The sequence below is a fragment of the Kitasatospora hibisci genome (assembly GCF_043950205.1).
Taxonomy (GTDB): Bacteria; Actinomycetota; Actinomycetes; order Streptomycetales; family Streptomycetaceae; genus Kitasatospora; species Kitasatospora hibisci.
This window is the reverse complement of sequence record NZ_CP171642.1, coordinates 2,313,829-2,338,061: the sequence shown is the minus strand read 5'-3', so window position 1 is coordinate 2,338,061 and position 24,233 is coordinate 2,313,829. Positions and strand designations below refer to the sequence as shown.

At 73.8% G+C, this 24,233-nt stretch carries 25 protein-coding genes; 12 read left to right on the top strand and 13 right to left on the bottom strand.

What is annotated here, in order from left to right; genetic code table 11:
* Positions 1-10: 10 nt before the first annotated feature.
* Complete coding sequence (locus ACF9IK_RS09955) at positions 11-781, bottom strand: SDR family oxidoreductase (RefSeq protein WP_395293876.1); 771 nt, start codon at positions 779-781, stop codon at positions 11-13.
* Positions 782-986: 205 nt separating this feature from the next.
* Here ACF9IK_RS09955 and ACF9IK_RS09950 point away from each other — a divergent pair, with 205 nt between their 5' ends.
* From ACF9IK_RS09950 to trxA, 3 genes are all read left to right on the top strand, one after another.
* Entirely contained in the window at positions 987-1,562 is a 576-nt protein-coding gene (locus ACF9IK_RS09950; protein WP_395293875.1) for a hypothetical protein, read from the top strand.
* Positions 1,563-1,721: 159 nt separating this feature from the next.
* Positions 1,722-2,147, top strand: coding sequence for a MerR family transcriptional regulator (locus ACF9IK_RS09945; RefSeq protein WP_395293874.1), 426 nt, complete (start codon positions 1,722-1,724; stop codon positions 2,145-2,147).
* A 3-nt stretch (positions 2,148-2,150) separates the two neighbouring features.
* Complete coding sequence (gene trxA / locus ACF9IK_RS09940; protein WP_395293873.1) at positions 2,151-2,480, top strand: thioredoxin; 330 nt, start codon at positions 2,151-2,153, stop codon at positions 2,478-2,480.
* Positions 2,481-2,532: 52 nt separating this feature from the next.
* Here trxA and ACF9IK_RS09935 read toward each other — a convergent pair whose 3' ends face one another.
* Positions 2,533-3,333 (bottom strand): SURF1 family cytochrome oxidase biogenesis protein, encoded by an 801-nt coding sequence (locus ACF9IK_RS09935; protein ID WP_395293872.1) that lies wholly within the window; start codon positions 3,331-3,333, stop codon positions 2,533-2,535.
* A 31-nt stretch (positions 3,334-3,364) separates the two neighbouring features.
* Complete coding sequence (locus tag ACF9IK_RS09930) at positions 3,365-4,360, bottom strand: DEDDh family exonuclease (RefSeq protein WP_395293871.1); 996 nt, start codon at positions 4,358-4,360, stop codon at positions 3,365-3,367.
* Positions 4,361-4,520: 160 nt separating this feature from the next.
* Between ACF9IK_RS09930 and ACF9IK_RS09925 the strand changes: the two genes are divergently transcribed.
* The 4 genes from ACF9IK_RS09925 to moaA all read left to right on the top strand — a co-directional run bounded on the left by ACF9IK_RS09925 (position 4,521) and on the right by moaA (position 8,888).
* Positions 4,521-5,564 carry a zinc-dependent alcohol dehydrogenase family protein gene (locus ACF9IK_RS09925; protein ID WP_395293870.1) on the top strand — a complete coding sequence of 348 codons (1,044 nt, stop codon included), beginning with the start codon at positions 4,521-4,523 and terminating at the stop codon, positions 5,562-5,564.
* Positions 5,565-5,802: 238 nt separating this feature from the next.
* The gene (locus ACF9IK_RS09920) at positions 5,803-6,159 is read left to right on the top strand and encodes a DUF485 domain-containing protein (protein ID WP_395293869.1); all 357 of its coding nucleotides are present in this window, start codon (positions 5,803-5,805) and stop codon (positions 6,157-6,159) included.
* Positions 6,156-7,808 carry a solute symporter family protein gene (locus ACF9IK_RS09915; RefSeq protein ID WP_395293868.1) on the top strand — a complete coding sequence of 551 codons (1,653 nt, stop codon included), beginning with the start codon at positions 6,156-6,158 and terminating at the stop codon, positions 7,806-7,808. The genes ACF9IK_RS09920 and ACF9IK_RS09915 overlap by 4 nt, the downstream gene beginning before the upstream one ends.
* A 90-nt stretch (positions 7,809-7,898) precedes the next feature.
* The gene (moaA, locus tag ACF9IK_RS09910; protein ID WP_395293867.1) at positions 7,899-8,888 is read left to right on the top strand and encodes a GTP 3',8-cyclase MoaA; all 990 of its coding nucleotides are present in this window, start codon (positions 7,899-7,901) and stop codon (positions 8,886-8,888) included.
* A gap of 99 nt (positions 8,889-8,987) precedes the next feature.
* On the opposite strand, the gene ACF9IK_RS09905 is transcribed toward moaA, so the two are convergent.
* From ACF9IK_RS09905 to ACF9IK_RS09880, 6 genes are all read right to left on the bottom strand, one after another.
* The gene (locus ACF9IK_RS09905) at positions 8,988-9,218 is read right to left on the bottom strand and encodes a hypothetical protein (protein ID WP_395293866.1); all 231 of its coding nucleotides are present in this window, start codon (positions 9,216-9,218) and stop codon (positions 8,988-8,990) included.
* A 278-nt stretch (positions 9,219-9,496) separates the two neighbouring features.
* Positions 9,497-9,880: a DUF3099 domain-containing protein gene (locus ACF9IK_RS09900; RefSeq protein WP_395293865.1), complete on the bottom strand. Its 384-nt coding sequence runs from the start codon at positions 9,878-9,880 to the stop codon at positions 9,497-9,499.
* Between the two features lie 99 nt (positions 9,881-9,979).
* A complete protein-coding gene (locus ACF9IK_RS09895) occupies positions 9,980-10,528 on the bottom strand; it encodes an RNA 2'-phosphotransferase (RefSeq protein ID WP_395293864.1) in 549 nt (182 codons plus the stop codon).
* A gap of 43 nt (positions 10,529-10,571) precedes the next feature.
* Positions 10,572-11,969, bottom strand: a complete 1,398-nt coding sequence (locus ACF9IK_RS09890; protein WP_395293863.1) for a metallopeptidase TldD-related protein — start codon at positions 11,967-11,969, stop codon at positions 10,572-10,574.
* Entirely contained in the window at positions 11,969-13,561 is a 1,593-nt protein-coding gene (locus tag ACF9IK_RS09885) for a TldD/PmbA family protein (RefSeq protein WP_395298530.1), read from the bottom strand. The genes ACF9IK_RS09890 and ACF9IK_RS09885 overlap by 1 nt, the downstream gene beginning before the upstream one ends.
* 162 nt (positions 13,562-13,723) lie before the next feature.
* Positions 13,724-14,869, bottom strand: coding sequence for an MBL fold metallo-hydrolase (locus tag ACF9IK_RS09880; RefSeq protein ID WP_395293862.1), 1,146 nt, complete (start codon positions 14,867-14,869; stop codon positions 13,724-13,726).
* A 396-nt stretch (positions 14,870-15,265) separates the two neighbouring features.
* Between ACF9IK_RS09880 and fabG the strand changes: the two genes are divergently transcribed.
* Together fabG and fabI are read left to right on the top strand one after the other, a co-directional pair.
* Entirely contained in the window at positions 15,266-15,985 is a 720-nt protein-coding gene (gene fabG / locus ACF9IK_RS09875; protein ID WP_395293861.1) for a 3-oxoacyl-[acyl-carrier-protein] reductase, read from the top strand.
* 2 nt (positions 15,986-15,987) lie between these two features.
* Positions 15,988-16,755 carry an enoyl-ACP reductase FabI gene (gene fabI / locus ACF9IK_RS09870; protein ID WP_395293860.1) on the top strand — a complete coding sequence of 256 codons (768 nt, stop codon included), beginning with the start codon at positions 15,988-15,990 and terminating at the stop codon, positions 16,753-16,755.
* Positions 16,756-16,846: 91 nt separating this feature from the next.
* Here fabI and ACF9IK_RS09865 read toward each other — a convergent pair whose 3' ends face one another.
* The 3 genes from ACF9IK_RS09865 to ACF9IK_RS09855 all read right to left on the bottom strand — a co-directional run bounded on the left by ACF9IK_RS09865 (position 16,847) and on the right by ACF9IK_RS09855 (position 20,242).
* Complete coding sequence (locus tag ACF9IK_RS09865; RefSeq protein WP_395293859.1) at positions 16,847-19,015, bottom strand: hypothetical protein; 2,169 nt, start codon at positions 19,013-19,015, stop codon at positions 16,847-16,849.
* Positions 19,012-19,338, bottom strand: coding sequence for a WXG100 family type VII secretion target (locus ACF9IK_RS09860; RefSeq protein ID WP_395293858.1), 327 nt, complete (start codon positions 19,336-19,338; stop codon positions 19,012-19,014). The genes ACF9IK_RS09865 and ACF9IK_RS09860 overlap by 4 nt, the downstream gene beginning before the upstream one ends.
* 226 nt (positions 19,339-19,564) lie before the next feature.
* On the bottom strand, positions 19,565-20,242 hold the full coding sequence (locus ACF9IK_RS09855) for a FadR/GntR family transcriptional regulator (RefSeq protein WP_395293857.1): 678 nt from the start codon (positions 20,240-20,242) through the stop codon (positions 19,565-19,567).
* A 160-nt stretch (positions 20,243-20,402) separates the two neighbouring features.
* Here ACF9IK_RS09855 and ACF9IK_RS09850 point away from each other — a divergent pair, with 160 nt between their 5' ends.
* From ACF9IK_RS09850 to ACF9IK_RS09840, 3 genes are all read left to right on the top strand, one after another.
* Positions 20,403-21,689 (top strand): CynX/NimT family MFS transporter, encoded by a 1,287-nt coding sequence (locus ACF9IK_RS09850; RefSeq protein WP_395293856.1) that lies wholly within the window; start codon positions 20,403-20,405, stop codon positions 21,687-21,689.
* A 101-nt stretch (positions 21,690-21,790) separates the two neighbouring features.
* On the top strand, positions 21,791-21,913 hold the full coding sequence (locus tag ACF9IK_RS09845; protein WP_395293855.1) for an SGM_5486 family transporter-associated protein: 123 nt from the start codon (positions 21,791-21,793) through the stop codon (positions 21,911-21,913).
* A 172-nt stretch (positions 21,914-22,085) separates the two neighbouring features.
* A complete protein-coding gene (locus tag ACF9IK_RS09840) occupies positions 22,086-22,613 on the top strand; it encodes a SixA phosphatase family protein (RefSeq protein WP_395293854.1) in 528 nt (175 codons plus the stop codon).
* 93 nt (positions 22,614-22,706) lie between these two features.
* Here the strand turns inward: ACF9IK_RS09840 and serB are convergent, their stop codons facing one another.
* The gene (gene serB, locus ACF9IK_RS09835; RefSeq protein ID WP_395293853.1) at positions 22,707-23,969 is read right to left on the bottom strand and encodes a phosphoserine phosphatase SerB; all 1,263 of its coding nucleotides are present in this window, start codon (positions 23,967-23,969) and stop codon (positions 22,707-22,709) included.
* Positions 23,970-24,233: the final 264 nt, after the last annotated feature.

Here is a 24,233-nt window from a genome sequence, read left to right as displayed (position 1 = left end):
CGAGCGGGAGTCAGAGGCCGCGCAGGGCCCCTCCGTCGACCGGGACCATCACACCGGTCAGGTACGAGGCGGCGGGGGAGAGCAGGAAGGCGGCGACCTTGCCGAACTCCTCCGGGGTGCCGTAGCGACCGAGCGGGATCTGGTCGCTGTTCCGCCGGCGGGCGGCGTCGGCATCGCCGCCGAGGGCGTCGAGCTCGCGCACCCGGTCGGTGTCGATCCGGGCCGGCAGCAGGCCGACCACGCGGATCCCGCGCGGGCCCAGCTCGTCGGCGAGCGACTTGGCGGCCATCGCCAGGCCGGGGCGCAGGCCGTTGGAGATGCCGAGGCCGGCGATGGGCTGACGGACCGAGCCGGAGAGCACGAAGCCGATCACCCCGCCCTCGCCGAGTGCGTCGGCCGCCGCGCGGGCGATCCGCAGGGCGCCGAGGAAGACCGACTCGAAGGCGTCGCGCCAGGCGTCCTCGGCGGTCGCCACCACCGGGCCGGCCTGCGGGCCGCCGACGCTGATCAGTACGCCGTCCAGGCGGCCGAACCGTTCGAGGGCCGCGGCCAGGAGGTGCCCGGCGGCCTCGGGGTCGGCGTTGTCGGCCACCGCGCCGTGCGCGGTGGCCGGGCCCCCGAGGGCGTCGAGCTCGGCGACGGCGGCGTCGACGCTCTCCTTGTTCCGGCCGCTGACCAGCACCTTGGCGCCGTCGGCAGCCAGTTCGCGGGCGGCGGCGAAACCGAGGCCGCGGCTGGCGCCGGTGACCACGTACACCTTGTCCTTCAGTCCGAGATCCATGGGCCCATCCTGCCGGTAGGCGGGCGGACGGGGTAGGGGCGGGCCGGTGGGCGTGCCGGGGCGTGCCCGCTCGCGGCGGGGGCGGCCCCGGTCGTCAGTGGCCGAAGTCGTTCGACGGCTGGCCGAAAGTTGACGGCAGAACGAAGTTAGGGAAACCTACCCTTGCTTAGCCAACCCTTACCCCCCACGATCGCGGAGCACCGTCATGCCCGAGTACCACGCCACCGTCCCGGCTCAGGGGGGAGCCGCGGACATCTCGGAGGACGCCCGGCGCAGACTCCGGCTCGCCGGAGCCGTCGTGGCCGTCCTGGTGGTCTGGGGGGCCAGCGCCTGGACCGCCGCGCACCTGCACACCGACCCGGCGCTGCACACCGTGGCCCTGTTCCTGCACCTCGCCGCACTGGTGGTGGGCTTCGGCGCAGTGCTGGCGATCGACTACTACGGCCTGCTCTGGATGCTCGGCCGCCGCACGCTGCGTCAGGTGGTGGACTTCACCGCCCCGCTGCACGTCCCGGTCTGGGGCGGGCTGACCGGGCTGGTGCTCAGCGGCGTGCTGCTGGAACCGCAGTTCTCGTCCGGGCTGACCCAGGTGAAGCTGGGGCTGGTCCTGCTGATCGCGCTCAACGGGGTGTACGCGAGCACCCTGCACCGCCGGCTGGAGGGGTACGAGGGGATCCGCCCGCCGGTCCGGCTGCTGGCCCGGGGCGCCGCCTCGGCGGCGGTCTCGCAGGCCGGCTGGTGGGGCGCCGTCCTGATCGGCTTCTACAACACCCGGCACTGACGCCCGGCACCGGCGCGCGGCCCCGACATCCGCCGCCCGGCCCCACCCGGCACCCGGCGGGGCCGGGCGTCGGACGTGCTGGCCTTGACGTCCGGGTCAAGGTCTACCGTCGTTCCCGAAGGCGTTCGGACGGCGGTGGCCGGAAGGCAGGGTGCGGTCATGCGGATCGGTGAGCTGGCACAGCGGGCGGGGACGACCACCCGCGCGCTGCGGTACTACGAGCAGCTCGGGCTGCTGCCCGCGCGGCGGGCCGGCAACGGCTACCGCGCCTACGGCGAGGACGACCTCCGGCTGCTGGAGCAGATCCGCTCCCTCCAGGACTTCGGCTTCGGGCTGGAGGAGACCCGCCCGTTCGTGGAGTGCCTGCGGGCGGGCCACCCGGCGGGCGACTCCTGCCCGGCCTCGCTGGAGGTCTACCGGCGCAAACTGGCCGAGCTGGACGGGTGCATCGCCCGGCTGCAGGAGGTGCGTGCCCAGGTGGCCGAGCAGTTCGGGCGGGCCGAGCAGGCCCGTGACGAGCTGGCCGCCGGGGCCGTCGCCGAACCGCCGCGGTGCGAGTTGGCGATCGAGTGGGAGGGACGGTAGACGATGCGGATCACAGGGGTCGCGGAGGTCACGGACGCGACGTTCGCGAGCGAGGTGCTGGCCGCGGACGGACCGGTGCTGGTGGACTTCACCGCGGACTGGTGCCCGCCGTGCCGGCAGATGGTGCCGGTGCTGGCGGACGTCGCGCGGGAGGAGGCGCACCGGCTGACCGTGGTCAGCCTGGACGTCGACCGCAATCCGGAGACGCAGGCCAGGTACGGCGTGCTGTCGATGCCGACGCTGATGGTGTTCCGGGGCGGTGAGCCGGTGCGCTCCGTGGTCGGCGCCCGGGCCAAGGCCCGACTGCTGCGCGAGCTGGACGACGTCCTGTAGTGCGGTCGGCCGGTGGCCCGGACGGTGCGCGCAGTCCCGGGGCGCCGGGACGCTACGCGGGCACGGCCACCGGGGGGAGCTCGGCCTCGGCGGCCGCCTTGGCGCGGTCCTTCGCCTCGCGGCGGACCAGCACCAGGACCCCGACCGGGATCATCGCGGTGAACAGCCACCACTGGATCGCGTACGCCATGTGCGGGCCGATGTCGGAGTGGTTGGGCTCGGGGAGCAGCTCCGGCTGGTCGGCCGGGGTCGGGGTGGTGGCGGTGAGCTCCAGGTAGCCGCCGAGCAGGACGGCACCGGTCTCCTTGGCCTGCTGGGGGGTGCTGATCAGGTTGAACTGCCGGTCGGGGAGGCCGGCCCGGTCGCGGATGCCGCTGCCGGCCGAGGTCTCGTCGGCGCGCAGCCGGCCGGTGAGGGTGACCTCGCCGGCCGGGGCGGCCGGCACCGGCGGGTAGGCGGTGGCGGAGTCGCCGGACGGCACCCAGCCGCGGTTCACCAGGACGGTGCCCTCACCGTCCGCGAGCCGCAGCGGGGTGACGACGAAGTAGCCGATCTTGTCCCCGCTGGAGTCGGTCCGCTTGCGGACCACGAACTCGTGCTCGGGGTCGTACTGCCCGGTGGCCGTCACGGCCCGCCACGTCAGGCCCTTGGGCACCGTGAAGCCGGGCGCGGTCGACAGCGAGTCGAACGCCACCGGCCGGTCGGCGAGGGACTGGGCGATCAGGTCGTTGCGGGCCACCCGTGCCTCGTGGCGGTGGTACTGCCAGAGCCCCAGCCTGATCGTCGTGGGGATCAGCAGCAGGGCGATCAGCAGGGTGATCAGCCAGCGCCGGGAGAGCAGAAAACGGTACACATGGGCACCGTACGCCCACCTCACGACTCCCTCACGCACCGGGGTGCGGGGCGACCTCGCGCAGCAACTGGAGGAAGGCGTCCTCGCCGACCACCGGGGTGCCGACCTCGCGGGCCTTGCGGGCCTTCCCGCTCCAGCTGCCGGGCTCGTTGGTGACCAGCAGGCTGGTGAGCCGGCTCACCGAGGTGGCGATGTGCAGGCCGGCCTCCACCGCGCGGTCCTCCAGCAGCTCCCGGTCGGTGGCGGTGTCACCGGTGAACGCCACCCGCATGCCCTGCACCAGCGGCTTGCCGTCCTCCCAGCGACCCGGGTTGGGGTACGGGCACGGCGGGCGCTTCCTGGCCTGCCGGTAGGAGGAACCGGTCCACGAGCTGCGGGCGGCGGAGGCCGGCTCGTCCTCGCCGAGGTCGGTGACCGCGACGCAGTTCTGCAGCGGCAGCGGCACGCCGCCGGAGCGGGCCAGGTGCAGGCTCGGGCGGAAGGCCTCGGCGAGCACCCGGGCGTCGTCGAGCGCGTTGTGCGCCTGGCGCTGCTGGACGCCGAAGTGGGCGGCGAGCGAGGCCAGCTTCCCGTTGGCCAGCGGCAGCCGCAGGTCACGGGAGAGCACCATGGTGCAGATCCGCTGGTCCACGGGGGCGCGCAGGCCGGCCCGGGAGAACTCGCGGGAGATCATGTTCCAGTCGAAGAGCGCGTTGTGGGCGACCAGTACGCGGTCGCGCAGCCGCTCGGCGAACTCTCCGGCGATCTCCGGGAAGGTCGGCGCGCCGGCCAGCACCTCGCGGGTCAGGCCGTGGATCCAGACCGGTCCCGGGTCCCGCTCGGGGTTGACCAGGGTGTACCAGTGGTCGGTGACGTCGCCCTCGGCGTCCAGCTGGTAGACGCCGGCCGAGATGACGCGGTCCGAGCGGCCGAGCCCCGTGGTCTCGACGTCCACCACCGCGAAGCCCTCGACGGGGGCGGCGGTGCGCTGGGCGGGGAGGGGGACGGCCCACGGCGCGCCGGACGTCTCGGGCTGGATCGCATGCATGGTCCAACAGAATAAGCGGCAGACGGGGGCGGACCGGCTCGGAAGGTTGCGCAGGCCGGGCCGGAATAGAGTGGTCAGGGTATTCGTCGTACATCCAGTCGAATTCTCCCGGCCGCCCAGCACCCCCGTGCGGCCGTCTCCCCCCGAAGGGCGAACCACCATGCGCGCCACCGTGATCCACGGCCCCAACGACATCCGGATCGAGGACGTGCCGGACCCGGTCGTCCAGCACCCGACGGACGCCGTGGTGCGTGTGGTCAACGCCTGCATCTGCGGCAGTGACCTGTGGGCCTACCGGGGCGTGGCGGCCCGGGTGGCCGGTCAGCGGATCGGGCACGAGTTCCTCGGCGTGGTGGAGGCGGTCGGCTCCGAGGTGACCGGCTTCACACCCGGCGACCTGGTGGTGGCGCCGTTCGTCTGGTCGGACGGCACCTGTGACTTCTGTCGCGAAGGCCTGCACACCTCGTGCCCGCACGGCGGGTTCTGGGGCCAGGTCGGTTCGGACGGCGGTCAGGGCGAGGCCGTCCGCGTCCCCTTCGCCGACGGCACGCTGGTCGCGCTGCCGAAGGAGGCGGTGGGCGAGGAGAAGCTGCTGCCCAGTCTGCTCGCGCTCTCCGACGTGATGGCCACCGGGCACCACGCGGCCGTCTCCGCGCGGGTGCGCCCGGGCGCCACGGTCGCGGTGGTCGGCGACGGTGCGGTGGGCCTGTGCGGGGTGCTGGCGGCCCACCGGCTCGGCGCGGGCCGGATCATCGCGCTCGGCCGGCACACCGCCCGCACCGACCTGGCCCGCCGGTTCGGGGCGACCGACGTGGTCGCCGAGCGCGGCGAGGCCGCGATCGAGGCGGTCAGGGAGCTGACCGGCGGCCAGGGCGCGCACGCCGTGCTGGAGGCGGTGGGCACCGAGGAGTCGATGCGTACGGCGATCTCGATCACCCGCGACGGCGGCGCGGTCGGCTACGTGGGCGTACCGCACGGCGGCAGCGCCGGCGTCGACATCGGTCAGATGTTCGGCCGAAACGTGTCGCTGAACGGTGGCGTCGCGCCGGCCCGCGCCTACATCCCCGAGCTGCTGCCGGACGTGCTCAACGGCGTCATCGAGCCCGGCCTGGTCTTCGACCGCACGGTCGGTCTGGAGGAGGTCCCGGACGGCTACCGCGCGATGGACGACCGCTCGGCGCTGAAGGTCCGGATCGCCTTCTGACGTATCGTCACCAGGGGCGGCACCGTTGCCCGGTGCCGCCCCTTCGGCATGGTTCGTGCGGTGATTTTCGGCCAATTGAATAGTGCGAGGGGGTGAACGGCCGGCTGATCGCGGTCAACCCCTTTCGGGTCGGGCATGACGCTCCTAGCATTGCGCGGCGCGTATCCGGACTGTGACGCCACTCACGTCGGATCGTTCCACTGGTGCGACCACTATGCCGAAGGAGTGAGGAGACAGAGTGGAATCGCCGCCGATCACCACTGCCCCTACGGAAGTCCAACTCATCGAGGAGAGCGAGGAGTTCCGCGCCCTGCGGCGCTCGTTCCGGAGCTTCGCCTTCCCGGTCACCATCGGATTCGTCCTCTGGTACCTGCTCTACGTCCTGCTCTCCAGCTACGCGCCCGGTCTGATGGGCACCAAGGTGGCCGGGCACATCAACGTCGCGCTGGTGCTGGGCCTGCTGCAGTTCGTCACCACCTTCGCCATCGCGGCCTGGTACGCCCGCTACGCGGACCGGCGGATCGACCCGCGTGCGGCCGCGATCCGCGAGGCGCGCGGCGCGGTCGTCCACGCCCCTCGGGAGGCCGCCGAATGACGCAGTCCGCCGACTCCCCGCTCGCCGCGGGCCTCGTCCCCTCCAGCCTCGCCGCCTCCGCCTCGGAGCACCGCGTCCTCACGCTGACCCTCTTCGGGCTCTTCGTGGCGGCCACCCTGGCCATCACCATCTGGGCCGGCCGGCAGACCAGGAGCGCCTCCGACTTCTACGCCGGCGGCCGCGGATTCACCGGCTTCCAGAACGGCCTGGCCATCTCCGGCGACTACATGTCCGCCGCCTCGTTCCTCGGCATCGCCGGGGTCATCGCGCTCTCCGGTTACGACGGCTTCCTCTACTCGATCGGCTTCCTGGTGGCCTGGCTGGTGGCGCTGCTGCTGGTCGCCGAGCCGCTGCGCAACTCGGGCCGCTACACCATGGCGGACGTGCTCGCGTTCCGGATGCGCCAGCGGCCGGTGCGGACCGCGGCCGGCATCTCCACCATCGTCGTGTCGATCTTCTACCTGCTCGCCCAGATGGTCGGCGCCGGGTCGCTGGTGGCGCTGCTGCTGGGCGTCAGCGGGGAAACCGCCAAGCAGGGCACCATCGTGGCGGTCGGCGCGCTGATGGTGATCTACGTGGTGATCGGCGGGATGAAGGGCACCACCTGGGTGCAGATCGTCAAGGCGGTGCTGCTGATCGCCGGCACCGGGCTGATGACCGTCCTGGTGCTGGCCAAGTACCACTTCAACCCCTCGGAGCTGCTGGGCGCAGCGGCCGACGCCAGCGGCAAGGGGGCCGCGTTCCTGGAGCCGGGGCTGAAGTACGGGGCCAGCGGGACGAGCAAGCTGGACTTCCTCAGCCTCGGGATCGCGCTGGTGCTCGGTACGGGCGGCCTGCCGCACATCCTGGTCCGCTTCTACACCGTGCCCACCGCCAAGGCGGCCCGGAAGTCGGTGCTCTGGGCGATCGGCATCATCGGCGGCTTCTACCTGATGACCCTGGCGCTCGGCTTCGGCGCAGCGGCGCTGGTCGGCCCCAAGGCGATCAAGGGCGTCAGCCCGTCCGGCAACACGGCCGCGCCGCAACTGGCCGAGGTGCTGGGCGGCGGCGCGGGGTCGACCGGCGGCGCGATCCTGCTCGCGGTGATCTCCGCGGTCGCCTTCGCCACCATCCTGGCCGTGGTGGCCGGCCTCACCCTGGCCTCCTCGGCCTCCTTCGCTCACGACCTCTACGCCAACGTCATCCGGCGCGGGCGGGCCACGGAGAAGGAGGAGGTGCTGTCGGCGAAGTGGGCGGCGGTCGCGATCGGTGCGGTCGCGATCGTCCTCAGCCTCTTCGCGGGCAAGCTCAACACCGCGGCGCTGGTCGCGCTGGCCTTCGCGGTGGCGGCCTCGGCCAACCTGCCCACCCTGCTCTACTCGCTGTTCTGGAAGCGCTTCACCACCGCGGGCGCGGTCAGCTCGGTCTACGCGGGCCTGATCACCTCGGTGACGCTGGTGTTCTTCTCCCCGGTGGTCTCCGGCGGGAAGAACGCGCTCTTCCCGCACTCGGACTTCCACTGGTTCCCGCTGGAGAACCCCGGCCTGGTCTCCATCCCGGTCGGCTTCCTGGCCGGCTGGATCGGAACCCTGCTCTCCAAGGAGCGGGCCGACGGGGAGAAGTACGCTGAACTGGAGGTCCGCTCACTGACCGGACTGGGCGCCCACTGACGGGCACACGATGACTAAGCTGGCCCGGCCCGCCGTTGCGGCGGCCGGGCCGGCCGTGTCATCGGCCACCACACTCGGGAAGGGACTGCCGTGCTCCTCGACACCTTCGGCCGGCAGGCCGTCGACCTGCGGGTCTCCCTCACCGACCGGTGCAATCTGCGCTGCACCTACTGCATGCCCGAGGAGGGCCTGCAGTGGCTGGCCAAGCCGGAGCTGCTCACCGACGAGGAGATCGTCCGGCTGGTGGAGATCGCCGTGCGCGACCTCGGTGTCCGGGAGGTCCGGTTCACCGGCGGCGAGCCGCTGCTGCGGCCGGGGCTGGTGGGCATCGTCGCCGCCTGCGCGGACCTCGAACCCCGCCCCGAGCTCTCCCTCACCACCAACGCCGTCGGCCTCGCCCGGACCGCCGAGGCGCTGCGGGCCGCCGGGCTGGACCGGGTGAACGTCTCGCTCGACACACTCGACCCGGAGACCTTCCGGATCCTCACCCGGCGCAGCCGGCACCAGGACGTGCTGGACGGCCTGGCCGCCGCGGAGGCGGCCGGACTGCTGCCGGTCAAGCTGAACGCCGTGCTGATGCGCGGGATCAACGACCACGAGGCGCCCGACCTGCTCGCCTGGTGCCTGGAGCGCCGCTACGAGCTGCGGTTCATCGAGCAGATGCCGCTGGACGCCCAGCACGGCTGGGACCGCTCGTCGATGATCACCGCGGAAGAGATCCTGGAGCGGCTCTCGGCCCGGTTCGCGCTCACCCCCGAGCCCTCCGCCCGGCGCGGGGCGGCCCCGGCCGAGCGCTGGCTGGTGGACGGCGGCCCCGGCCGGGTCGGGGTGATCGCCTCGGTGACCCGCCCGTTCTGCCGCGCCTGTGACCGGACCCGGCTGACCGCCGACGGCCAGGTGCGCAACTGCCTCTTCGCGACCGGGGAGACGGACCTGCGGACCGCCCTGCGCTCGGGCGCCGGCGACGCCGAGATCGGTGAGCTCTGGCGTGCGGCGATGTGGGGCAAGAAGGCCGGCGCCGGGATCGACGCCCCGGAGTTCCACCAGCCCGAGCGGCCGATGTCGGCGATCGGCGGCTAGTCCGTGTCCGGTCGGTCCTGCCGGGCGACACGGCCGGAGCGCCCGGACAGGACCTGGCGGATCGGCGTGCCGGGCGGGCAGTGCTGCCGGGCCGGCCGCTCAGGACGCGTCGCGCGCGTCCTCGGGGGTCCAGTCCGCGACGGTGACGACCTCCTTGAGGAAGCCGCGCACGCCCAGGAACTGGGAGAGGTGCTCGCGGTGCTCGTCGCAGGCCGCCCAGGTCTTGCGGCGGTCCGGGGTGTGCAGCTTGGGGTTGTTCCAGACCAACACCCAGAGGGCGTCCGCCCGGCAGCCCTTGGCGGAGCAGATGGCGGTCTGCGGGGTGTCCATCGGAGCCGTCCTCGAACGTGTGGCGGGTGGGTCTGCACCGCCAGTCTTTCACGCGTGCGGGTACGCCCCCGCGCCCTGCCCGGACGAGGGCATGGCGACGCCGGGCAGCCACGGGGGGAGCCGCCCGGCGTCGGTCCGTCGCTCCGACGGGGGATGCGGAGCGCGTACGCAGTATGTCACGACCGAGCCCCGGTTTGGGGAGGTCTTGCATGATTAATCTGAGCTTCTCCTGAGGTTTCTGCTCGACAAGTCGCCGCAGGCCACCGCAAAACGGTCGGTCAGGTTGAGCTCTGTGAAGAATCGGTGGCAGCACCGTCCGTCGCTCCGGTCCCGTGCGTCGCGCCCGCCCCACCCGTCCCACCGGGGCCGAGCATCAGCGGGACGTCCGGGGGCATGTCGAAGGTGCTCGGCAGCCCCGGGGCCTTCTCCCGGCCGGCATTGGCTATCAGCACGGCGAAGTACGGCATCAGCACCCCGCCCGCGAGCGCGGCGAACGCCAGCCACCGCTGGATGTCCCACAGCACCACCGCCGCCAGGACACAGAGGGTGCGCAGGAGCATCGAGGCCACATAGCGGCGCTGCCGCCCGCGGACGTCCTCGGTGAGACTGCTGCGCGCCCCCGTGATCCGGTAGACCGGTCCGCTGCCGGAGCTTCTGTCCATGTCCAACCGTCCTCGTCCAAGCACCCGCACTCGTCGCACGGCCTCCTCACGGTACGCCGCGAGGTGGCCGGCGACGAGACCGGGTCGGACGGACACGCGCTACTGCGGCTGGGAGAGGTACTCCGGCGGGACGGCGTCGGTCAGCCAGACGCCGTTCGCGCTGATCCGGAACTGGTGGCCGGCCGCCGCCATCGCGGCCGCGTCCACCGTCAGCACCACCGGGCGGCCGTGCCGGGAGCCGACCCGTACGGCCGTCTCGGTGTCGGCGGAGAGGTGGACGTCCTGCCGGGCCATCGGCAGCAGGCCCTCCCGGAAGATCGGGCCCAGGTTCCGGGTGGCGGTGCCGTGGAACAGCACCGTCGGCGGCTCGGCGGCGGCCAGACCGAGGTCGACCGCCACCGTGTGGCCCTGGCTGGCCCGGATCGAGAGGCCGTCCTCGGAGTAGGCGAAGCGGCGTTTGTTGTTGGTCTCGACCACGTGGTCCAGCTCGGCCCGGGTCAGCCTGGAGCCGCGGGCCGCCAGGCCGGCCAGCAGTACGTCGACCCGGACCCAGCCGGCCGCGTCCAGGGTGATCCCGGCCCGGCCCGGATCGTGCCGCAGGATGCGCGACAGCATCTTGCTGGTCCTGACCGTGCGCTTCTCGTCCACTCTCTCGATCCTTCCCCCCGGGGGCCAGGCCCGCCGCGACCGCCTACGAGGCCTGGCTGACCGAACTCATGTTGAAGTCGGGCACCCGCACCGGCGGCATCGCCGTCCGGGTGAACCAGTCGCTCCACTCTCGCGGCAGGCAGCGCTCGGTGCGGCCCACCTCGGTGATCCGGCCGAGCAGCTCGACCGGCGACTCGTTGAACCGGAAGTTGTTGACCGCGCCGACCACCTCGCCGTTCTCCACCAGGTACACGCCGTCCCGGGTGAGTCCGGTGAGCAGCAGCGTCGCCGGGTCCACTTCGCGGATGTACCAGAGGCAGGTGAGCAGCAGGCCGCGCTCGGTGCGGGCGATCATCTCGTCCAGGGTCGGCGCGGCCGCCTGGTCGGCCGTCTCCAGGACGAGGCTGTCGACGGCCGGGCGCACCGGCAGGCCGGTCAGCCCGGCGGAGAACCGGTTGGTGACCAGGCCGGCCAGCTCGCCGTCGCGGATCCAGTCGGTCGCGCTCAGCCCGGCGCCGTTGTCGAACACCGAGGCGTCCCCGCCGGTGGAGTGCACCAGCACGAACGGCGAGGTCTCCAGCCCCGGCTCGGCCGGGTCGGAGCGCAGGGTCAGCGGCAGCCCGCTGAGCTTGTCGCCGATCCGGGTGCCGCCGCCGGGCTTGGAGAACACCGTCCGGCCCTCGAAGGCGTCGCGACCGCCCGCGGACCAGCTCAGGTAGACCATCAGGTCGGCCACCGCCGAGGGCGGCAGCAGCGTCTCGTACCGGCCGGCCGGAAGCTCGACCTTGCGGGCGCCCCAGGCGAGCCGCCGGGTGAGCTGGGCGTGCAGGTCGGCGACGTCGACGTCGGAGAAGTCGCGGGTGGCGGCGCCGGCCCAGGCCGAGCCGGAGAGGTCGGCGGTCTTGGCGTTCACCTCGACCATGCCGGTGGGCTGGTCGTGGCGCAGCCGCAGGCCGGTGGAGGTGCCGAGGTAGCTGCAGACCAGCTCGTGCCGGGCGAAGCCGTAGAGCAGCTCGCCCTGCGCGGCGGCGCGGGCGAAGGCCTCGCCGAGGGCCGGGGCGAAGGCCGCGAACACCTCGATCGAGGTCTCGGCGGGCGGGGCCGTGAAGTCCGGCGAGGACGGCCGGTCGGCGATCAGCGGCTGGGCGTCCTCGGCCGGTCCGGCGGCCCGGGCGGCCTCCTCCGCCGCCCGGACCAGGCCCTCCACCTCGTCCGGGACGACGGCCTCGCGCGAGACCACCCCGGAGGCGGTGCCCTCGGCGCCGGCCACCGTGGCGATCACGGTGAGCCGGCGGCCCCGGGTGACGCCGTTGGTGGTCAGCGCATTGCCGGCCCAGCGGAGATTGGCGGTGGACTCCTCGTCGGCGATCACCACGCATCCGTCCGCGCGGGAGAGGCCGAGTGCCAGCTCGACGAGTTCGTGGGGCTGCGTCGCGGCCATCAGTGACCCGCCTCCTGCTGGGTGTTGAGCACGTTGACGTTGCGGAACAGCGCCGACGGGCAGCCGTGGCTGACCGCCGCGACCTGGCCGGGCTGCGCCTTGCCGCAGTTGAAGGCCCCGCCGAGGACGTAGGTCTGCGGGCCGCCGACGGCCGCCATCGAGCCCCAGAAGTCGGTGGTGGTGGCCTGGTAGGCGAAGTCCTTCACCTGGCCGGCGAGTTCGCCGTTCTTGATGGCGTACGCGCGCTGGCCGGTGAACTGGAAGTTGTACCGCTGCATGTCGATCGACCAGGAGCGGTCGCCGACGATGTAGAGGCCGTTCTCCACGCCCGCGAACAGACCCTCGGTGGACGGCCCGTCGGCGGCGGGCTGGAGCGAGACGTTGGCCATCCGCTGGACCGGGACGTGCGCGGGGGAGTCGGCGAAGGCGCAGCCGTTGGACCGGTCGAAGCCCTTCAGCCGGGCCATCGCGCGATCCAGCTGGTAGCCGACCAGCACACCGTCCTTGACGAGGTCCCAGGACCGGGTGGCGACGCCCTCGTCGTCGTAGCCGACGGTGGCGAGCCCGTGCTCGGCGGTGCGGTCGCCGGTGACGTGCATCAGCTCGGAGCCGTACTTCAGCGAGCCGAGCTTGTCGAAGGTGGCGAAGGAGGTTCCGGCGTAGGCGGCCTCGTAGCCGAGCGCGCGGTCCAGCTCGGTCGCGTGGCCGATCGACTCGTGGATGGTCAGCCAGAGGTTGGACGGGTCGATCACCAGGTCGTAGCGTCCGGCCTCGATGCTCGGCGCCTTCATCTTCTCCGCCAGCAGTACGGGCAGTTCGGCGAGTTCGGCGTCCCAGTCCCAGACGCCGCCCTGCTGCCCCGACCCGCCGGGGGACGCCCCCCGGAAGCCCGCGAGGTACTCCCAGCCGCGCCCGACCGGCGGGGCCAGGGTGCGCATCGAGTCGAAGGCCCCGGTGCGCTCGTCCACCGAGGTGGCCTCCAGCTCCGGGTGCAGCCGGATCCGCTGCTGGGTGGTGACGGTGCCGGCGGTGTCGGCGTAGAACTTGTTCTCCTGCACCGTCAGCAGCGTGGCCTGGACGTGCGAGACGCCCCCGGCGGCCAGCAGCCGGGAGCTCCAGTCGGCGAGCAGCGAGGTCTTCTCCGCGTCCGGCACCTCGAAGGGGTTCACCTCGTACGCGGAGACCCAGGTGACGTCCCGGTGGACCGGCTCGTCCGCCAGCTCGACCCGCTCCGTCGACCCGGCCGCGCGGCTGATCCCGCCGGAGAGGCGGGCCACGGCGACGGCCTGCTCCGCCACCCCGGCCGCCGCGGCCGTGGTGAGGTCCACCCCGGCCGCGAAGCCCCACGCGCCGTCCAGCAGCACCCGGACGGCGAATCCGAGCTGGACGCTGTCGGAGGTCCCGGCCGGCCGGGCGTCGCGCAGCCGCCAGGAGGCGCTGCGGACCCGTTCCAGGCGGAAGTCGGCGTGCGAGGCGCCGAGTTCGCGCGCCCGGGTGAGGGCGGCGTCGGCCAGGGCGCGCAGCGGGTAGGCGAGGAACAGCGGGTCGACGGCGCGTCCGTGCGGGACGCCGGCGCTGCTGGTCGGGGGCATCGCGGGCAATCGGACTCCCTGATCGGGGGGACGGCGGTGCGGGCGGCCCCTGCACAGGGGTGCCCGCACCGCATCATGTCCGGTCCAGGGGGTTTGGGCCAGCGCATTTCCGCGTGACCCGCCGGGCTTTCCCGCGGCGGTGCGGCGCCGGTCGGCGCGGCGTCAGACGACGCCCTCCCACCAGCCGTCCAGCTCCGGCGGGTTGTCGACGTCGACCCGCTCGCCGGGGCGCGGCACGGCGATCGGGACGGCCTGCTGCTTGGCCTCCACGAGCAGTCGCTCGATCGGCTCGGACCAGGGGTGCGGGGCCAGGTTGAAGGTGCACCAGTGGACCGGGACCAGCAGGCCGGCGCCGAGTTCGCGGTGGGCGCGGACGGCGTCCTCCGGCGTCATGTGGATGTCGGCCCAGGCCGTGTCGTAGGCGCCGATCTGGACCAGCGCGGCGTCGAACGGGCCGTGCTCGGCGCCGATCCTGGCGTAGCCCTCGAAGTAGCCGGAGTCCCCGGTGTAGAAGACCCGACGGGTCGGTCCGGCGATCACCCAGGAGCCCCAGAGGGTGGTGTTGCGGGTCAGGCCGCGGCCGGAGAAGTGGTGGGCGGCGGTCAGGGTGACCGTCAGCTCGCCGAGGGTGCAGGTCTCGTCCCAGTCCAGCTCGATGATCCGGTGCTCCGGGACGCCCCAGCGGCGCAGGTGGGAGCCGATGCCGAGCGGGACGGCGAACGGCGCGGACTGGCTGCGGACCAGCCGCCTGACCGTCGCCATGTCCAGGTGGTCGTAGTGGTCGTGCGAGATCAGCACCGCGTCGACCTGCGGAAGCTCCTCCAGCTCCACCGGCACGGGGTGCAGCCGCTTCGGACCGACGTGCGCGGCGGGGGAGCAGCGGTCGCTCCAGACCGGGTCGAGCAGCACCCGGGCGCCCTCGACCTCGACCAGCGCGGAGGCGTGCCCGTACCAGGTGACCTCGACGCCCTCGGCGGCCGGCCGCGGCCCGCCGGCCGGGCGGACGGTCGGCACCGGGCGGGTGGGCACCCGGCCCTCGCGCTGGAACAGCATCCGGCGCATGCCGTCCCGGTCGATGCCGGGGGCGGCCTCGGTCCTGGCGACGGTGGAGGGCGCGTTGTGGAAGACGCCGTCCCGGTACTGCGGCGAGTTGCGCACCCGCTCGTCGTGCTCGCCGTCCGGCCGGCGTCCGAACGCCGCCGGCAGGTCGCGCAGCGACCAGGCCGCCGCCCCCGCGCCGGCCACCAGGGCGGCCAGGGCCAGCAGTCGTCCTCGCCGGTGGGTGGTTCCGGGCCGTGCCTCGTTCATCCGCGGTCCGCCTTCGCTCGTCTGCGGTGCTCGCCGCGGGCCACGGGGCCACGCGTGCGCCGGGGCCGGTCCAGGGGAAGCGGTACGGTCGACCCCGGTGGTGCCGCACCACCGGGGGCAACGGGTGCGTCCGTCCGGGTGTTCCCGCGGCACGTGGGTGACCGGGCCCGGCGGAGTTCCGTCACCGGGGCCCGGACGGCCCGCTCGCGCCGGGCGGGGCCCGCCCGGCGCGAGCACGGCCGCCGCCGGACCGGCGCCGTCACGGATTGTCGGATTGCGACAGTTCCGCCGGTGAGGCGCTGTGGGAGCCCGATGCGTCTCCGTCCGGTACCGACCGATAGCGTCACACTGCGTGCGCATTCCGACGTACGCACACTTACGGAGAGAGGTGGATCGTTGAGCCGCTCGGTTCTCGTCACCGGAGGAAACCGGGGCATCGGCCTCGCGATCGCCCTGGCCTTCGCCGAGGCGGGCGACAAGGTCGCCATCACCAGCCGCTCGGGCGAGGTGCCCGAGGAACTGGCCAAGTACGACGTGCTCGCGGTGCGCTGCGACATCACCGACAGCGCCCAGGTCGACGCGGCGTTCACCGAGATCGAGGCCAAGCACGGCGGCGTCGAGGTGCTGGTCGCCAACGCCGGCATCACCAACGACACGCTGCTGCTGCGCATGTCGGAGGACGACTTCACCTCCGTCGTGGACACCAACCTCACCGGCGCGTTCCGGGTGGTCAAGCGCGCGTCGAAGCTGATGATGCGTGCCCGCAAGGGCCGGGTCGTGCTGATCTCCTCGGTGGTCGGCCTCTCCGGTTCCCCGGGCCAGGCCAACTACGCCGCCTCCAAGGCGGGCCTGGTGGGCTTCGCGCGCTCGCTGGCGCGCGAGCTCGGCCCGCGCAACATCACCGTCAACGTGGTCGCCCCCGGCTTCGTCGACACCGACATGACCGCAGTGCTCAGCGACGAGCGCCGTGCGGAGATCGTCGCGGGCGTGCCGCTGGGCCGCTACGCGGCGCCCGCCGAGGTCGCCAACACCGTGCGGTTCCTCGGTTCGGACGAGGCCGCGTACATCACCGGAGCCGTCATTCCCGTCGACGGCGGATTGGGCATGGGTCACTGAACATGAGTGGAATCCTTGAGGGCAAGCGGATCCTGATCACCGGGGTGCTGATGGAGTCCTCCATCGCCTTCCACACCGCGAAGCTCGCCCAGGAGCAGGGCGCCGAGGTCATCCTCACCGCCTTCCCGCGCCCGACGCTGACCGAGCGGATCGCCAAGAAGCTGCCGAAGCCGGTCAAGGTGCTGGAGCTGGACGTCTCCAGTGAGGAGCAGCTGGCCGGCATCGCCGACCAGGTCCGCGAGCACCTGCCGAGCCTGGACGGCATCGTCCACTCGATCGGCTTCGCCCCGCAGGACGCCCTCGGCGGCAACTTCCTGGACACCCCGTGGGAGTCCGTGGCCACCGCGATGAACGTCTCGGCGTTCTCGCTGAAGTCGCTCACGATGGCGCTGCTGCCGCTGATGCAGGACGGCGGCTCGGTCGTCGGTCTGACCTTCGACGCGCAGTACGCCTGGCCGCAGTACGACTGGATGGGCCCGGCCAAGGCCGCGCTGGAGTCCACCAACCGCTACCTGGCGCGCTACCTGGGCGAGCGCGGCGTCCGCTGCAACCTGATCTCGGCCGGCCCGATCGGCTCGATGGCCGCCAAGTCCATCCCGGGCTTCCCCGACCTGGCCGCCACCTGGGACGCGCGCTCCCCGCTGAAGTGGGACCTGAGCGACCCGGAGCCGGCCGGCCGCGGCGTCGTCGCGCTGCTGTCGGACTGGTTCCCGAAGACCACCGGTGAGATCGTCCACGTGGACGGCGGCCTGCACGCCATCGGCGCCTGACGGCCCGGTCCCGCTGCCGCGGTGCCCGGTACCCCTCGCGGGGTGCCGGGCACCCCGCGTTCCCGGGCCCGCCACCGCCGGCGGCCCGGGCTCACTTCCGGCCGTTGCGGCCCAGGGCGACGGCCGCGTTGTGGTAGCCGGTGTCGTGGCCGGTGTCCATGGCGGCGGAGATCCGGTCGACCACCGGGTCGTCCGCGCCGTACCCGTGCACCCGGCCCCACTCCAGCACCATCCGCCGGCTCTGGACCAGGCCGGCCGTGTGGTTGTCGGAGGTGTCCAGATTGCCCCGGTGCTGCGCCTCCTCCTTGACGTGCTCGGCCCAGGCCCCGGCGCCGTGCTCGGCCAGGGCGCCCGCGAGTTCGCCGCCCTCGGGGACGAACCCGGCCGCGGTGCCGCCCAGGGCGGAGACCAGGGCGCCGGTCCGGTCCGCCCACGCCATCCGGTCCTCCTGCCCGTCCAGCAGGACCGAGGCGCGCACGGCGTCGTAGGCGCCGAGCGCGGTGCCGACCCGCTGGCCGGGCAGGGTGCGGTCGGCGTCGTCCGCCCCCGGGTCGGACGGCAGCGCCGCCACGGTCCGCGCCGCCTCGGCGCGCTCGGCGCGGTAGAGCGCCGCGTAGGCCTCGGGCTCCTCGGCGACGCCGCGCAGGACCCGGACCAGGCGGTCGCTGGTGCCGCCGAGCCTGCCGGCGCCGCCCTCCTCCCAGGCCCCGGCGTGCGCGGCGGTGCCGACGTGCTCGCTCAGGATCCGGTGGGTGTCCTGCGCGTAGTCGGCGAGCGCTCCGGCCAGCGGCCCCCGGAGGTCCTCGTGGATCTCGGTGCCCCGGCCGTCCGCGTCGAGCGCGTCGATCGCGCCCTGGAGGACGCGGGCCTGTGCCGGGGTGTGCGGGCCGCCGTGGCGGGAGGTCCCGCCCGCGACGTCGCCGGTGGCGGCCGCCACCAGGGCGGCGGCGAGGCCGGTCCGGTGGGTGTGCGGATCGGCGACCGGCGGCCCGTACAGGGTGGTGGCGGACATCGACGGCCAGGTGCGGTCGCGCAGCAGGTACGCCAGGCGGTCCCGGGCGCCGGGGGACTGCGGGTCCAGGAACAGGGCGGCGGCCTCCGGGTTGCGGCCCATCAGCCCGAGCACGCCGTCGAGGGGGTCGTGCACGAGGTCCGGGCGCGGGCCGTTGAACTGGTGCGCCGGGCGGCTGCGGCCGCTGCGCTCGGCGTCGAGCAGGTCGGTGCCGAGGTCGTTCAGGAAGTCCTTGCCGTAGCCCGCGCCGCCGTGCCGGAGCAGGGTGGCGAGGGCCTGGTAGCCGGAGACGGGCTCCGCGCCGCCGCCGGGCCGGTGCCCGTTCACGCTCCGGAGGCCGGCCTCCCGCAGGCCCGCGCGGAAGTCCCGGTAGAACCCGCCGGAGGGATCACGAGTGGCGCCGGCGACCGTGTCGGCGAGGCTGGTCCGCAGCGCCTCGTACCGGGCTCCGGGCGGTCCGCCGCGGGCGTTGATCCGCAGGTCCAGCTCGTCGGCGAGCCGCAGCAGGCCGGTGGGGCCGAGCGTGGTGAGCAGGGGCCGGCCGAACTCCGGGCTGCCGGAGTCGGCCTTCATCAGGTCGGCCAGCTCGGCCAGCTCCTCCGGGCCGAGCCGGCCGCCGTCGGCGAGCCGCCGGGCGAGCTCGGCGGCCCGCGCGGCGTCGGCCGCGTCGCCGCCGCCGACCGCGCGGCCGTTGAAGGTGTTCACCGGGTCGCCGACCTTCGCGGCCCGGCGGAGCCGGAGTGCGGCGCGCCGGTCGGCGGCGGTGGCCTCCTCCAGACAGACCTCGATCTGCCGGGCCCACCGGCCGGCCGCCGCGGCGCGTTCGCGCTGCTGGTCGGCGTCGTGGCGGTAGTCGGCCCGGAGCGCCGGGTCGAGGCCGCCGAGGTCGAACACCACGGCGCCGGTGCCGGTCACCCGCATGCCGTCGGCCTCCGCGGCCCGGACCGTCCGCCGCAGCCTCTCCTGCGCGGACGCGAAGTCGCCGTGAGCGTCCGCGATGATCGAGGCGACGGCCCTGGCCTCGGTCTGCGCGTCGACGGTCTGCTGCCGGGTGGGCCGCAGGTGCAGGTCGGCGGCGGCCGCGGTGGGGCCGGTCCAGAGGCTGCCCCCGGTGACCGGGAGCACCTCGCGCTCCAGCCGGTGCTGGACGGCCTCGTACGCTCCGGCCATCGCGGTCCAGTCGGCGGCGGCCCGGGCCAGGCCGGAGAGGTCGGCCTTCAGTACGTCCTCGAAGCCCGGCACGCTCACGCACCCCCGGGGAACGACATGGCGATGCCGTGCTCGACGCTCAGGTAGTTGGTGTGGGTCTGCCGCATCATCCCGGCCTCCTGGTTGAGCCGGCCGTTGAGCTGGGCGACCTGCTCGTGCCACTCCCGCAGCGTGCCGCGCAGGGCCTCCGCGGTGTCCCACCCGCCCAGCTTCGTCGCCGCGTGCCCGGTGGAGCCGTCGGCGGTCCGGCCGGCGGCCGTGCTGTCGTCGGCGATGGCGCCGAGCGAGGCTGCGGCCCGGTCGAGCGCGGTGGTGGAGACCCTGGTCGGTACCCCGCCGGGCGGGGCGTCCGGAACAGCCATCGGAATCTCCCCGCTTCGCGCGTGCCCGGCAGATGCTTGACCGGTCCGGATGCTACGGGACGTCAGCCCTCGTCGGCCCGCGTGTCGGCCGCAGTTCGCCCGTTCGTGGTCCGGTGCGGAACCCACGGTGGATCCGCCGTGGAATCGTCGTCGGAACCCGCCCCCCGGAGCCCCCGGGCAAACCGGACGGGCCGCCGGGCAGGGGCGGCCCCGGCGCGGGCAGGTGTCAGGCCTCGGTGTCGGTCGCACAGGCGCCGATCGCGCGCCCCGCCTCAAGGGAGGCCCGGGCGGCGTCCCCGGCCCGGATGGCGTCCAGGATCGTGTCGTGGCCGAGGTAACGCTCGGCGATCAGCTCGGGGCCGACGTCGTGCCGCAGGTGGGCCCGGGTGACCTCGCCCAGGTCGGCGTAGACGGCGGCGAGGACGTCGTTGTGGGCGGCGGAGACCACGGCCTGGTGGAAGGCGGCGTCGGCCTGCACGAAGTCCTCGGCGTCGCCGGAGTGCCAGGCGCCCTCGCGACGGGCCAGGGCGGCCTCCAGGAGGACGAGGTCGCGGTCGGTGCGCCGGGTGGCGGCCAGGCCGGCGGCAGAGGTCTCCAGTGCGACCCGCAGCTCGGCCACCTGTGCCTGGTCGGCGTCGGCGAAGCGCCGGTGCATGACCCCGGCCAGCTCGCTGGTGGCGAGGACGTAGGTGCCGGAACCCTGCCGGATGTCCAGCAGGCCGTTGTGGGCCAGGGCGCGGACGGCCTCACGGACGGTGTTGCGGGCGACGCCGAGCTGCTCGACCAGGGCGGCCTCGGTCGGGATGCGCGAGCCGACGGGCCACTCGCCCGAGGTGATCTGGGCGCGCAGCTGCGCGATCACCTGGTCGGACAGCGGGGTGCGCCTCGGAGAGGACAGCGCCACGGGGGACTCCTTGCGGCTTCGGGGGTCGGCAGTGCCTGCGGGCCCACGGGGGTGGGCCGCCGGGCGGGTGACTGGCCGGGGCGGTCGGCCACGGACGGGTCGGCACATCATGCCAACTCCAGGGTGCGCTAATTCATCCCATCATTCTATGATGGCTCGCATGCCACCCGCAGCAGACACCACCACCTCTCCCCGAACGGGGGCCGGACCGCAGGCCGAGCGGCCCGCCTCCGCCCGCAGCAGCCACCTCGGCTGGCTGTTCGCCGTCGCGATCGCCGTCGCCGCCTTCAACCTCCGGCCCGTCGTCACCAGCCTCGGGCCGCTGCTCGACCAGGTCCGCACCGACCTCGGGATGAACCCGACGCTGGCCGGGCTGCTCACCGCCGTCCCCTCGCTCTGCTTCGCGCTCTTCGGCTTCGCGGCCCCCGGCATGGCGCGGCGGATCGGCCCGATCGCAGTGATCACCGCCGGCATGGCCGCGATCACCGCGGGCGTGCTGGCCCGCTCGTTCGCCGGTGGCACGGCGGTCTTCCTGCTGCTCACGGCGCTGGCGCTGGCCGGGGTGGCGGTCTCCAACGTGCTGATCCCGGTGGTGATCAAGCGGTACTTCCCGGAGAAGGTCGGTCCGATGATCGGCCTGTACTCGATGTCGCTGTCGGCCGGCACCTCGCTCGCCGCGGCCGTCACGGTGCCGCTGACCGGCGCGCTCGGCGGCGACTGGCGGGTGGGCCTGGGCGTCTGGGCCGGGCTGGGCGCGCTCGCCCTGCTGCTCTGGGTGCCGGTCATGGTGACCCGGCGCGAGCGCGGCGAGCGGTCCGGCGGCGCGGCGGCGGACCGGCTGCCGATCACCCGCAGCCGCACCGCCTGGGCGATGGCCTGCTTCTTCGGCCTCCAGGCGACCGGCGCCTACGTGGTGATGGGCTGGCTGCCGAAGATCTTCCAGGACGCGGGTGTCTCCGAGGGCGCCTCCGGCGTGTTGCTGGCGCTGACCATGGTGATCGGCGTCCCGGTCTCCTTCGTGCTGCCCAACCTCGCCGCCCGCCGTGGCGACCAGCGGCTCTTCGTGGTGGTGCTCGCGTCCTGCGGCATCGCCGGCTACGCCGGGCTGGCGCTGGCGCCGTCCACCGCGCCCTGGCTCTGGGCGACCCTGGTGGGCCTGTCCAACTGCGCCTTCCCGCTGGTGCTCACCATGATCGGCCTGCGTGCCCGCACCGCAGGCGGGGTGGCGCAGCTCTCCGCCTTCGCGCAGGGCGTCGGCTACCTGATCTCCATCCCCGGCCCGATCCTGATCGGCCGGCTCTACCAGGCCACCGGCACCTGGTACCTGCCGCTGGGCTTCCTGGCCCTGCTGCTGGTGCCGCAGATGATGTTCGGCCTGCGGGCGGCGATGGCCCGGCACATCGAGGACGAGGCGGCCCGCCCGGTCGCCGCCGGCGTCCGGTCCTGACCCGCCGGGGAACGGCGGCCCGGCCTGATCCCGCCGCCGCGGGGTCCGGCCGGGCCGGGGGCGGTGGCGGGCGGTCCCGTTCGGGATGGGAGAATCCGGTCATGCCCGTACTCGAACCGAACCCCACCGACGGTCACAAGAAGCTGGGCCTGCTCGCCGCGACGATCGGCGGCATCGTGCTGGCGCTCGTCATCGTCGCCATCGTGGCCAAGAACCTGGGCTGACCGGAGCACAGCCGCGGTACCCGCGGTGACCGGCCGGCACCCGCGGTGACCGGCGGCGGTCCACCGGGCCAAGCCCCGGCGAACGGCGCATGACGGCACCCTCCACCCCTGCGAGTGGCGGCAACCGGGAGCATCGCGCCGCGGCGCGGCTTTTCTGCCAAGCTTGCTGGGTATGAGCGCCGACACGCCCCGCAGGATCATCGTTCTCCGCCATGCCAAGGCCGACTGGCCCAACGGCGTCGACGACCACGAGCGGCCGCTGGCCGACCGGGGCCGCCACCAGGCCCCGGAAGCCGGCCGCTGGCTGGCCGATTCCGGCATCAACCCCGACTACGTGCTCTGCTCCGACGCCCTGCGCACGCGCGAGACCTGGAAGCTCGCCGCGCACGAGCTGCCCAAGCGCTCCCGCAAGACCGTGTACGAGAAGCGGATCTACGAGGCCAGCCCCGGCGAGATCATCACCGTCCTCCAGGAGACCTCGGACGACTACGCCGACCTGGTGCTGGTCGGCCACAACCCCGGTGTGCTCGGGCTGACCCAGGTGCTGGCCGGCGACGAGGGCGACCGGGACGCGCTGGAGCGGCTGCGGCTGGGCGGCTTCCCGACCGCGGCCATCGCGGTGCTCAGCTTCGGAGGCTCGTGGAAGGGCGTCGAGCCGGGCGTGGCCGCGCTGGTCTCGTACTACACGCCCCAGGACTGAGCGAGGCGGGCCCGCGCCTGCGACGGGTCGACCGGAACGGGGGAGGGGCGCGCGGATCGTCCGCGCGCGCCCCTCCCGCCCGTTCGGCTGCGGCTACTCGGTCGGCGTGCCGTCGAGCGCGTCGGCCGCCTCGACCTCCTCGCGGGTGATGCCCAGCAGGTAGAGCACGGTGTCCAGGAAGGGCACGTTCACCGCGGTGTCGGCGGCCTCCCGGACGACCGGCTTGGCGTTGAACGCCACACCCAGCCCGGCCGCGTTCAGCATGTCCAGGTCGTTGGCGCCGTCGCCGATGGCCACCGTCTGCTCCAGCGGCACCTTGGCCTGCTCGGCGAACCGGGCCAGCCAGCGCGCCTTGCCCGCCCGGTCCACGATCTCGCCGACCACCCGGCCGGTGAACCTGCCGTCCACCACCTCCAGGGTGTTGGCCGCGGCGAAGTCCAGGCCCAGCTGCTCCACCAGGTGGTCGGTGACCTGGGTGAACCCGCCGGAGACCACCGCGACCTGGAAGCCCAGCCGCTGCAGGGTCCGGATCAGGGTGCGCGCGCCCGGGGTGAACCGGACCTCGGTGCGCACCTTCTCGGTCACCGAGGCGTCCAGGCCGGCCAGCAGCGCCACCCGGGCGCGCAGCGACTCGGCGAAGTCCAGCTCGCCGCGCATCGCGGCCGCCGTCACCTCGGCGACCTGCTGCTCGCAGCCCGCGTGGGCGGCGAAGAGCTCGATCACCTCGTCCTGGATCAGCGTCGAGTCGACGTCCATCACCACCAGCCGCTTGGCCCGGCGTTCCAGCCCGGCCGCCATCACGGCGATGTCCACCCGCTGCGTGGCCGCCTCCTGGGCCAGCTCGGCACGCAGCTGCTCGGTGGCGACCCCGGATACGGCCAGTTCGACCGCCGTCACCGGGTACTTGGCCAGCCGGAAGACGCGGTCGATGTTGCCGCCGGCCCCGGTGATCCGCGAGGTCAGCGCCGAGACCGCCGAGGCGGTCAGCGGGTGGCCCAGCACGGTGACGTGCGAGCGGCCCTCGCGGCGCGGCCGGTTGTCGCCGATGCCGGAGATGATCTCGGCCTGGAGCTTCTGCTCCTCGGCCCAGCGGTGCACGGTCGAGCGCAGCTCGCCCTCGGCACCGGGGGCGCCGGCGGCCGGCGGGGTGACCAGGGCGCACAGCGTTATCCGGCCACGGGTGACGACCTGCTCGATGTCGATCACGTCGACGTCGAACCCGGCCAGCGTGGCGAAGAGGCCGGCGGTGATGCCGGGGCGGTCCTTGCCGAACACCTTGACGAGCAGGGTGCGCTCGTCCTCGGTCCGGGGCTGCGGGGCGGGGAACGGCTCGGCGGCCAAGGGCGATGCGTTCATGATGCCTCCCACGCTACCGGGCGTCCGGCGAGGCCACGGCACCCGTCCGCGTCGTGGACCGGTCGGGTCGGGGGCGGTGGAAAGTGTGCGCACGATCGTGGTGACCGCGTGGTTGCGCAGAGGTGACATCGGGGAGCGGTGGTGGGGGCGTCTGCGAATCGTTGCCGACCGGTCACAGTCACCGGGGGTGACTTTCACCGACACGCGGCGGGCTGGAATGATTCCCCCGTCAGATTGCAGGACACCGCCCCGGTCGGGGGCCGA

Coding starts and splice junctions, on each gene's coding strand:
- ACF9IK_RS09905 (WP_395293866.1), bottom strand. CDS start 9,218: ATGGACACCCCGCAGACCGCCATCTGCTCCGCCAAGGGCTGCCGGGCG.
- serB (WP_395293853.1), bottom strand. CDS start 23,969: ATGAACGCATCGCCCTTGGCCGCCGAGCCGTTCCCCGCCCCGCAGCCC.
- ACF9IK_RS09930 (WP_395293871.1), bottom strand. CDS start 4,360: ATGCATGCGATCCAGCCCGAGACGTCCGGCGCGCCGTGGGCCGTCCCC.
- ACF9IK_RS09945 (WP_395293874.1), top strand. CDS start 1,722: ATGCGGATCGGTGAGCTGGCACAGCGGGCGGGGACGACCACCCGCGCG.
- ACF9IK_RS09915 (WP_395293868.1), top strand. CDS start 6,156: ATGACGCAGTCCGCCGACTCCCCGCTCGCCGCGGGCCTCGTCCCCTCC.
- ACF9IK_RS09845 (WP_395293855.1), top strand. CDS start 21,791: ATGCCCGTACTCGAACCGAACCCCACCGACGGTCACAAGAAGCTGGGC.
- ACF9IK_RS09880 (WP_395293862.1), bottom strand. CDS start 14,869: ATGAACGAGGCACGGCCCGGAACCACCCACCGGCGAGGACGACTGCTG.
- ACF9IK_RS09885 (WP_395298530.1), bottom strand. CDS start 13,561: ATGCCCCCGACCAGCAGCGCCGGCGTCCCGCACGGACGCGCCGTCGAC.
- ACF9IK_RS09925 (WP_395293870.1), top strand. CDS start 4,521: ATGCGCGCCACCGTGATCCACGGCCCCAACGACATCCGGATCGAGGAC.
- ACF9IK_RS09860 (WP_395293858.1), bottom strand. CDS start 19,338: ATGGCTGTTCCGGACGCCCCGCCCGGCGGGGTACCGACCAGGGTCTCC.
- trxA (WP_395293873.1), top strand. CDS start 2,151: ATGCGGATCACAGGGGTCGCGGAGGTCACGGACGCGACGTTCGCGAGC.
- ACF9IK_RS09840 (WP_395293854.1), top strand. CDS start 22,086: ATGAGCGCCGACACGCCCCGCAGGATCATCGTTCTCCGCCATGCCAAG.
- ACF9IK_RS09955 (WP_395293876.1), bottom strand. CDS start 781: ATGGATCTCGGACTGAAGGACAAGGTGTACGTGGTCACCGGCGCCAGC.
- ACF9IK_RS09950 (WP_395293875.1), top strand. CDS start 987: ATGCCCGAGTACCACGCCACCGTCCCGGCTCAGGGGGGAGCCGCGGAC.
- ACF9IK_RS09900 (WP_395293865.1), bottom strand. CDS start 9,880: ATGGACAGAAGCTCCGGCAGCGGACCGGTCTACCGGATCACGGGGGCG.
- ACF9IK_RS09850 (WP_395293856.1), top strand. CDS start 20,403: ATGCCACCCGCAGCAGACACCACCACCTCTCCCCGAACGGGGGCCGGA.
- fabI (WP_395293860.1), top strand. CDS start 15,988: ATGAGTGGAATCCTTGAGGGCAAGCGGATCCTGATCACCGGGGTGCTG.
- ACF9IK_RS09890 (WP_395293863.1), bottom strand. CDS start 11,969: ATGGCCGCGACGCAGCCCCACGAACTCGTCGAGCTGGCACTCGGCCTC.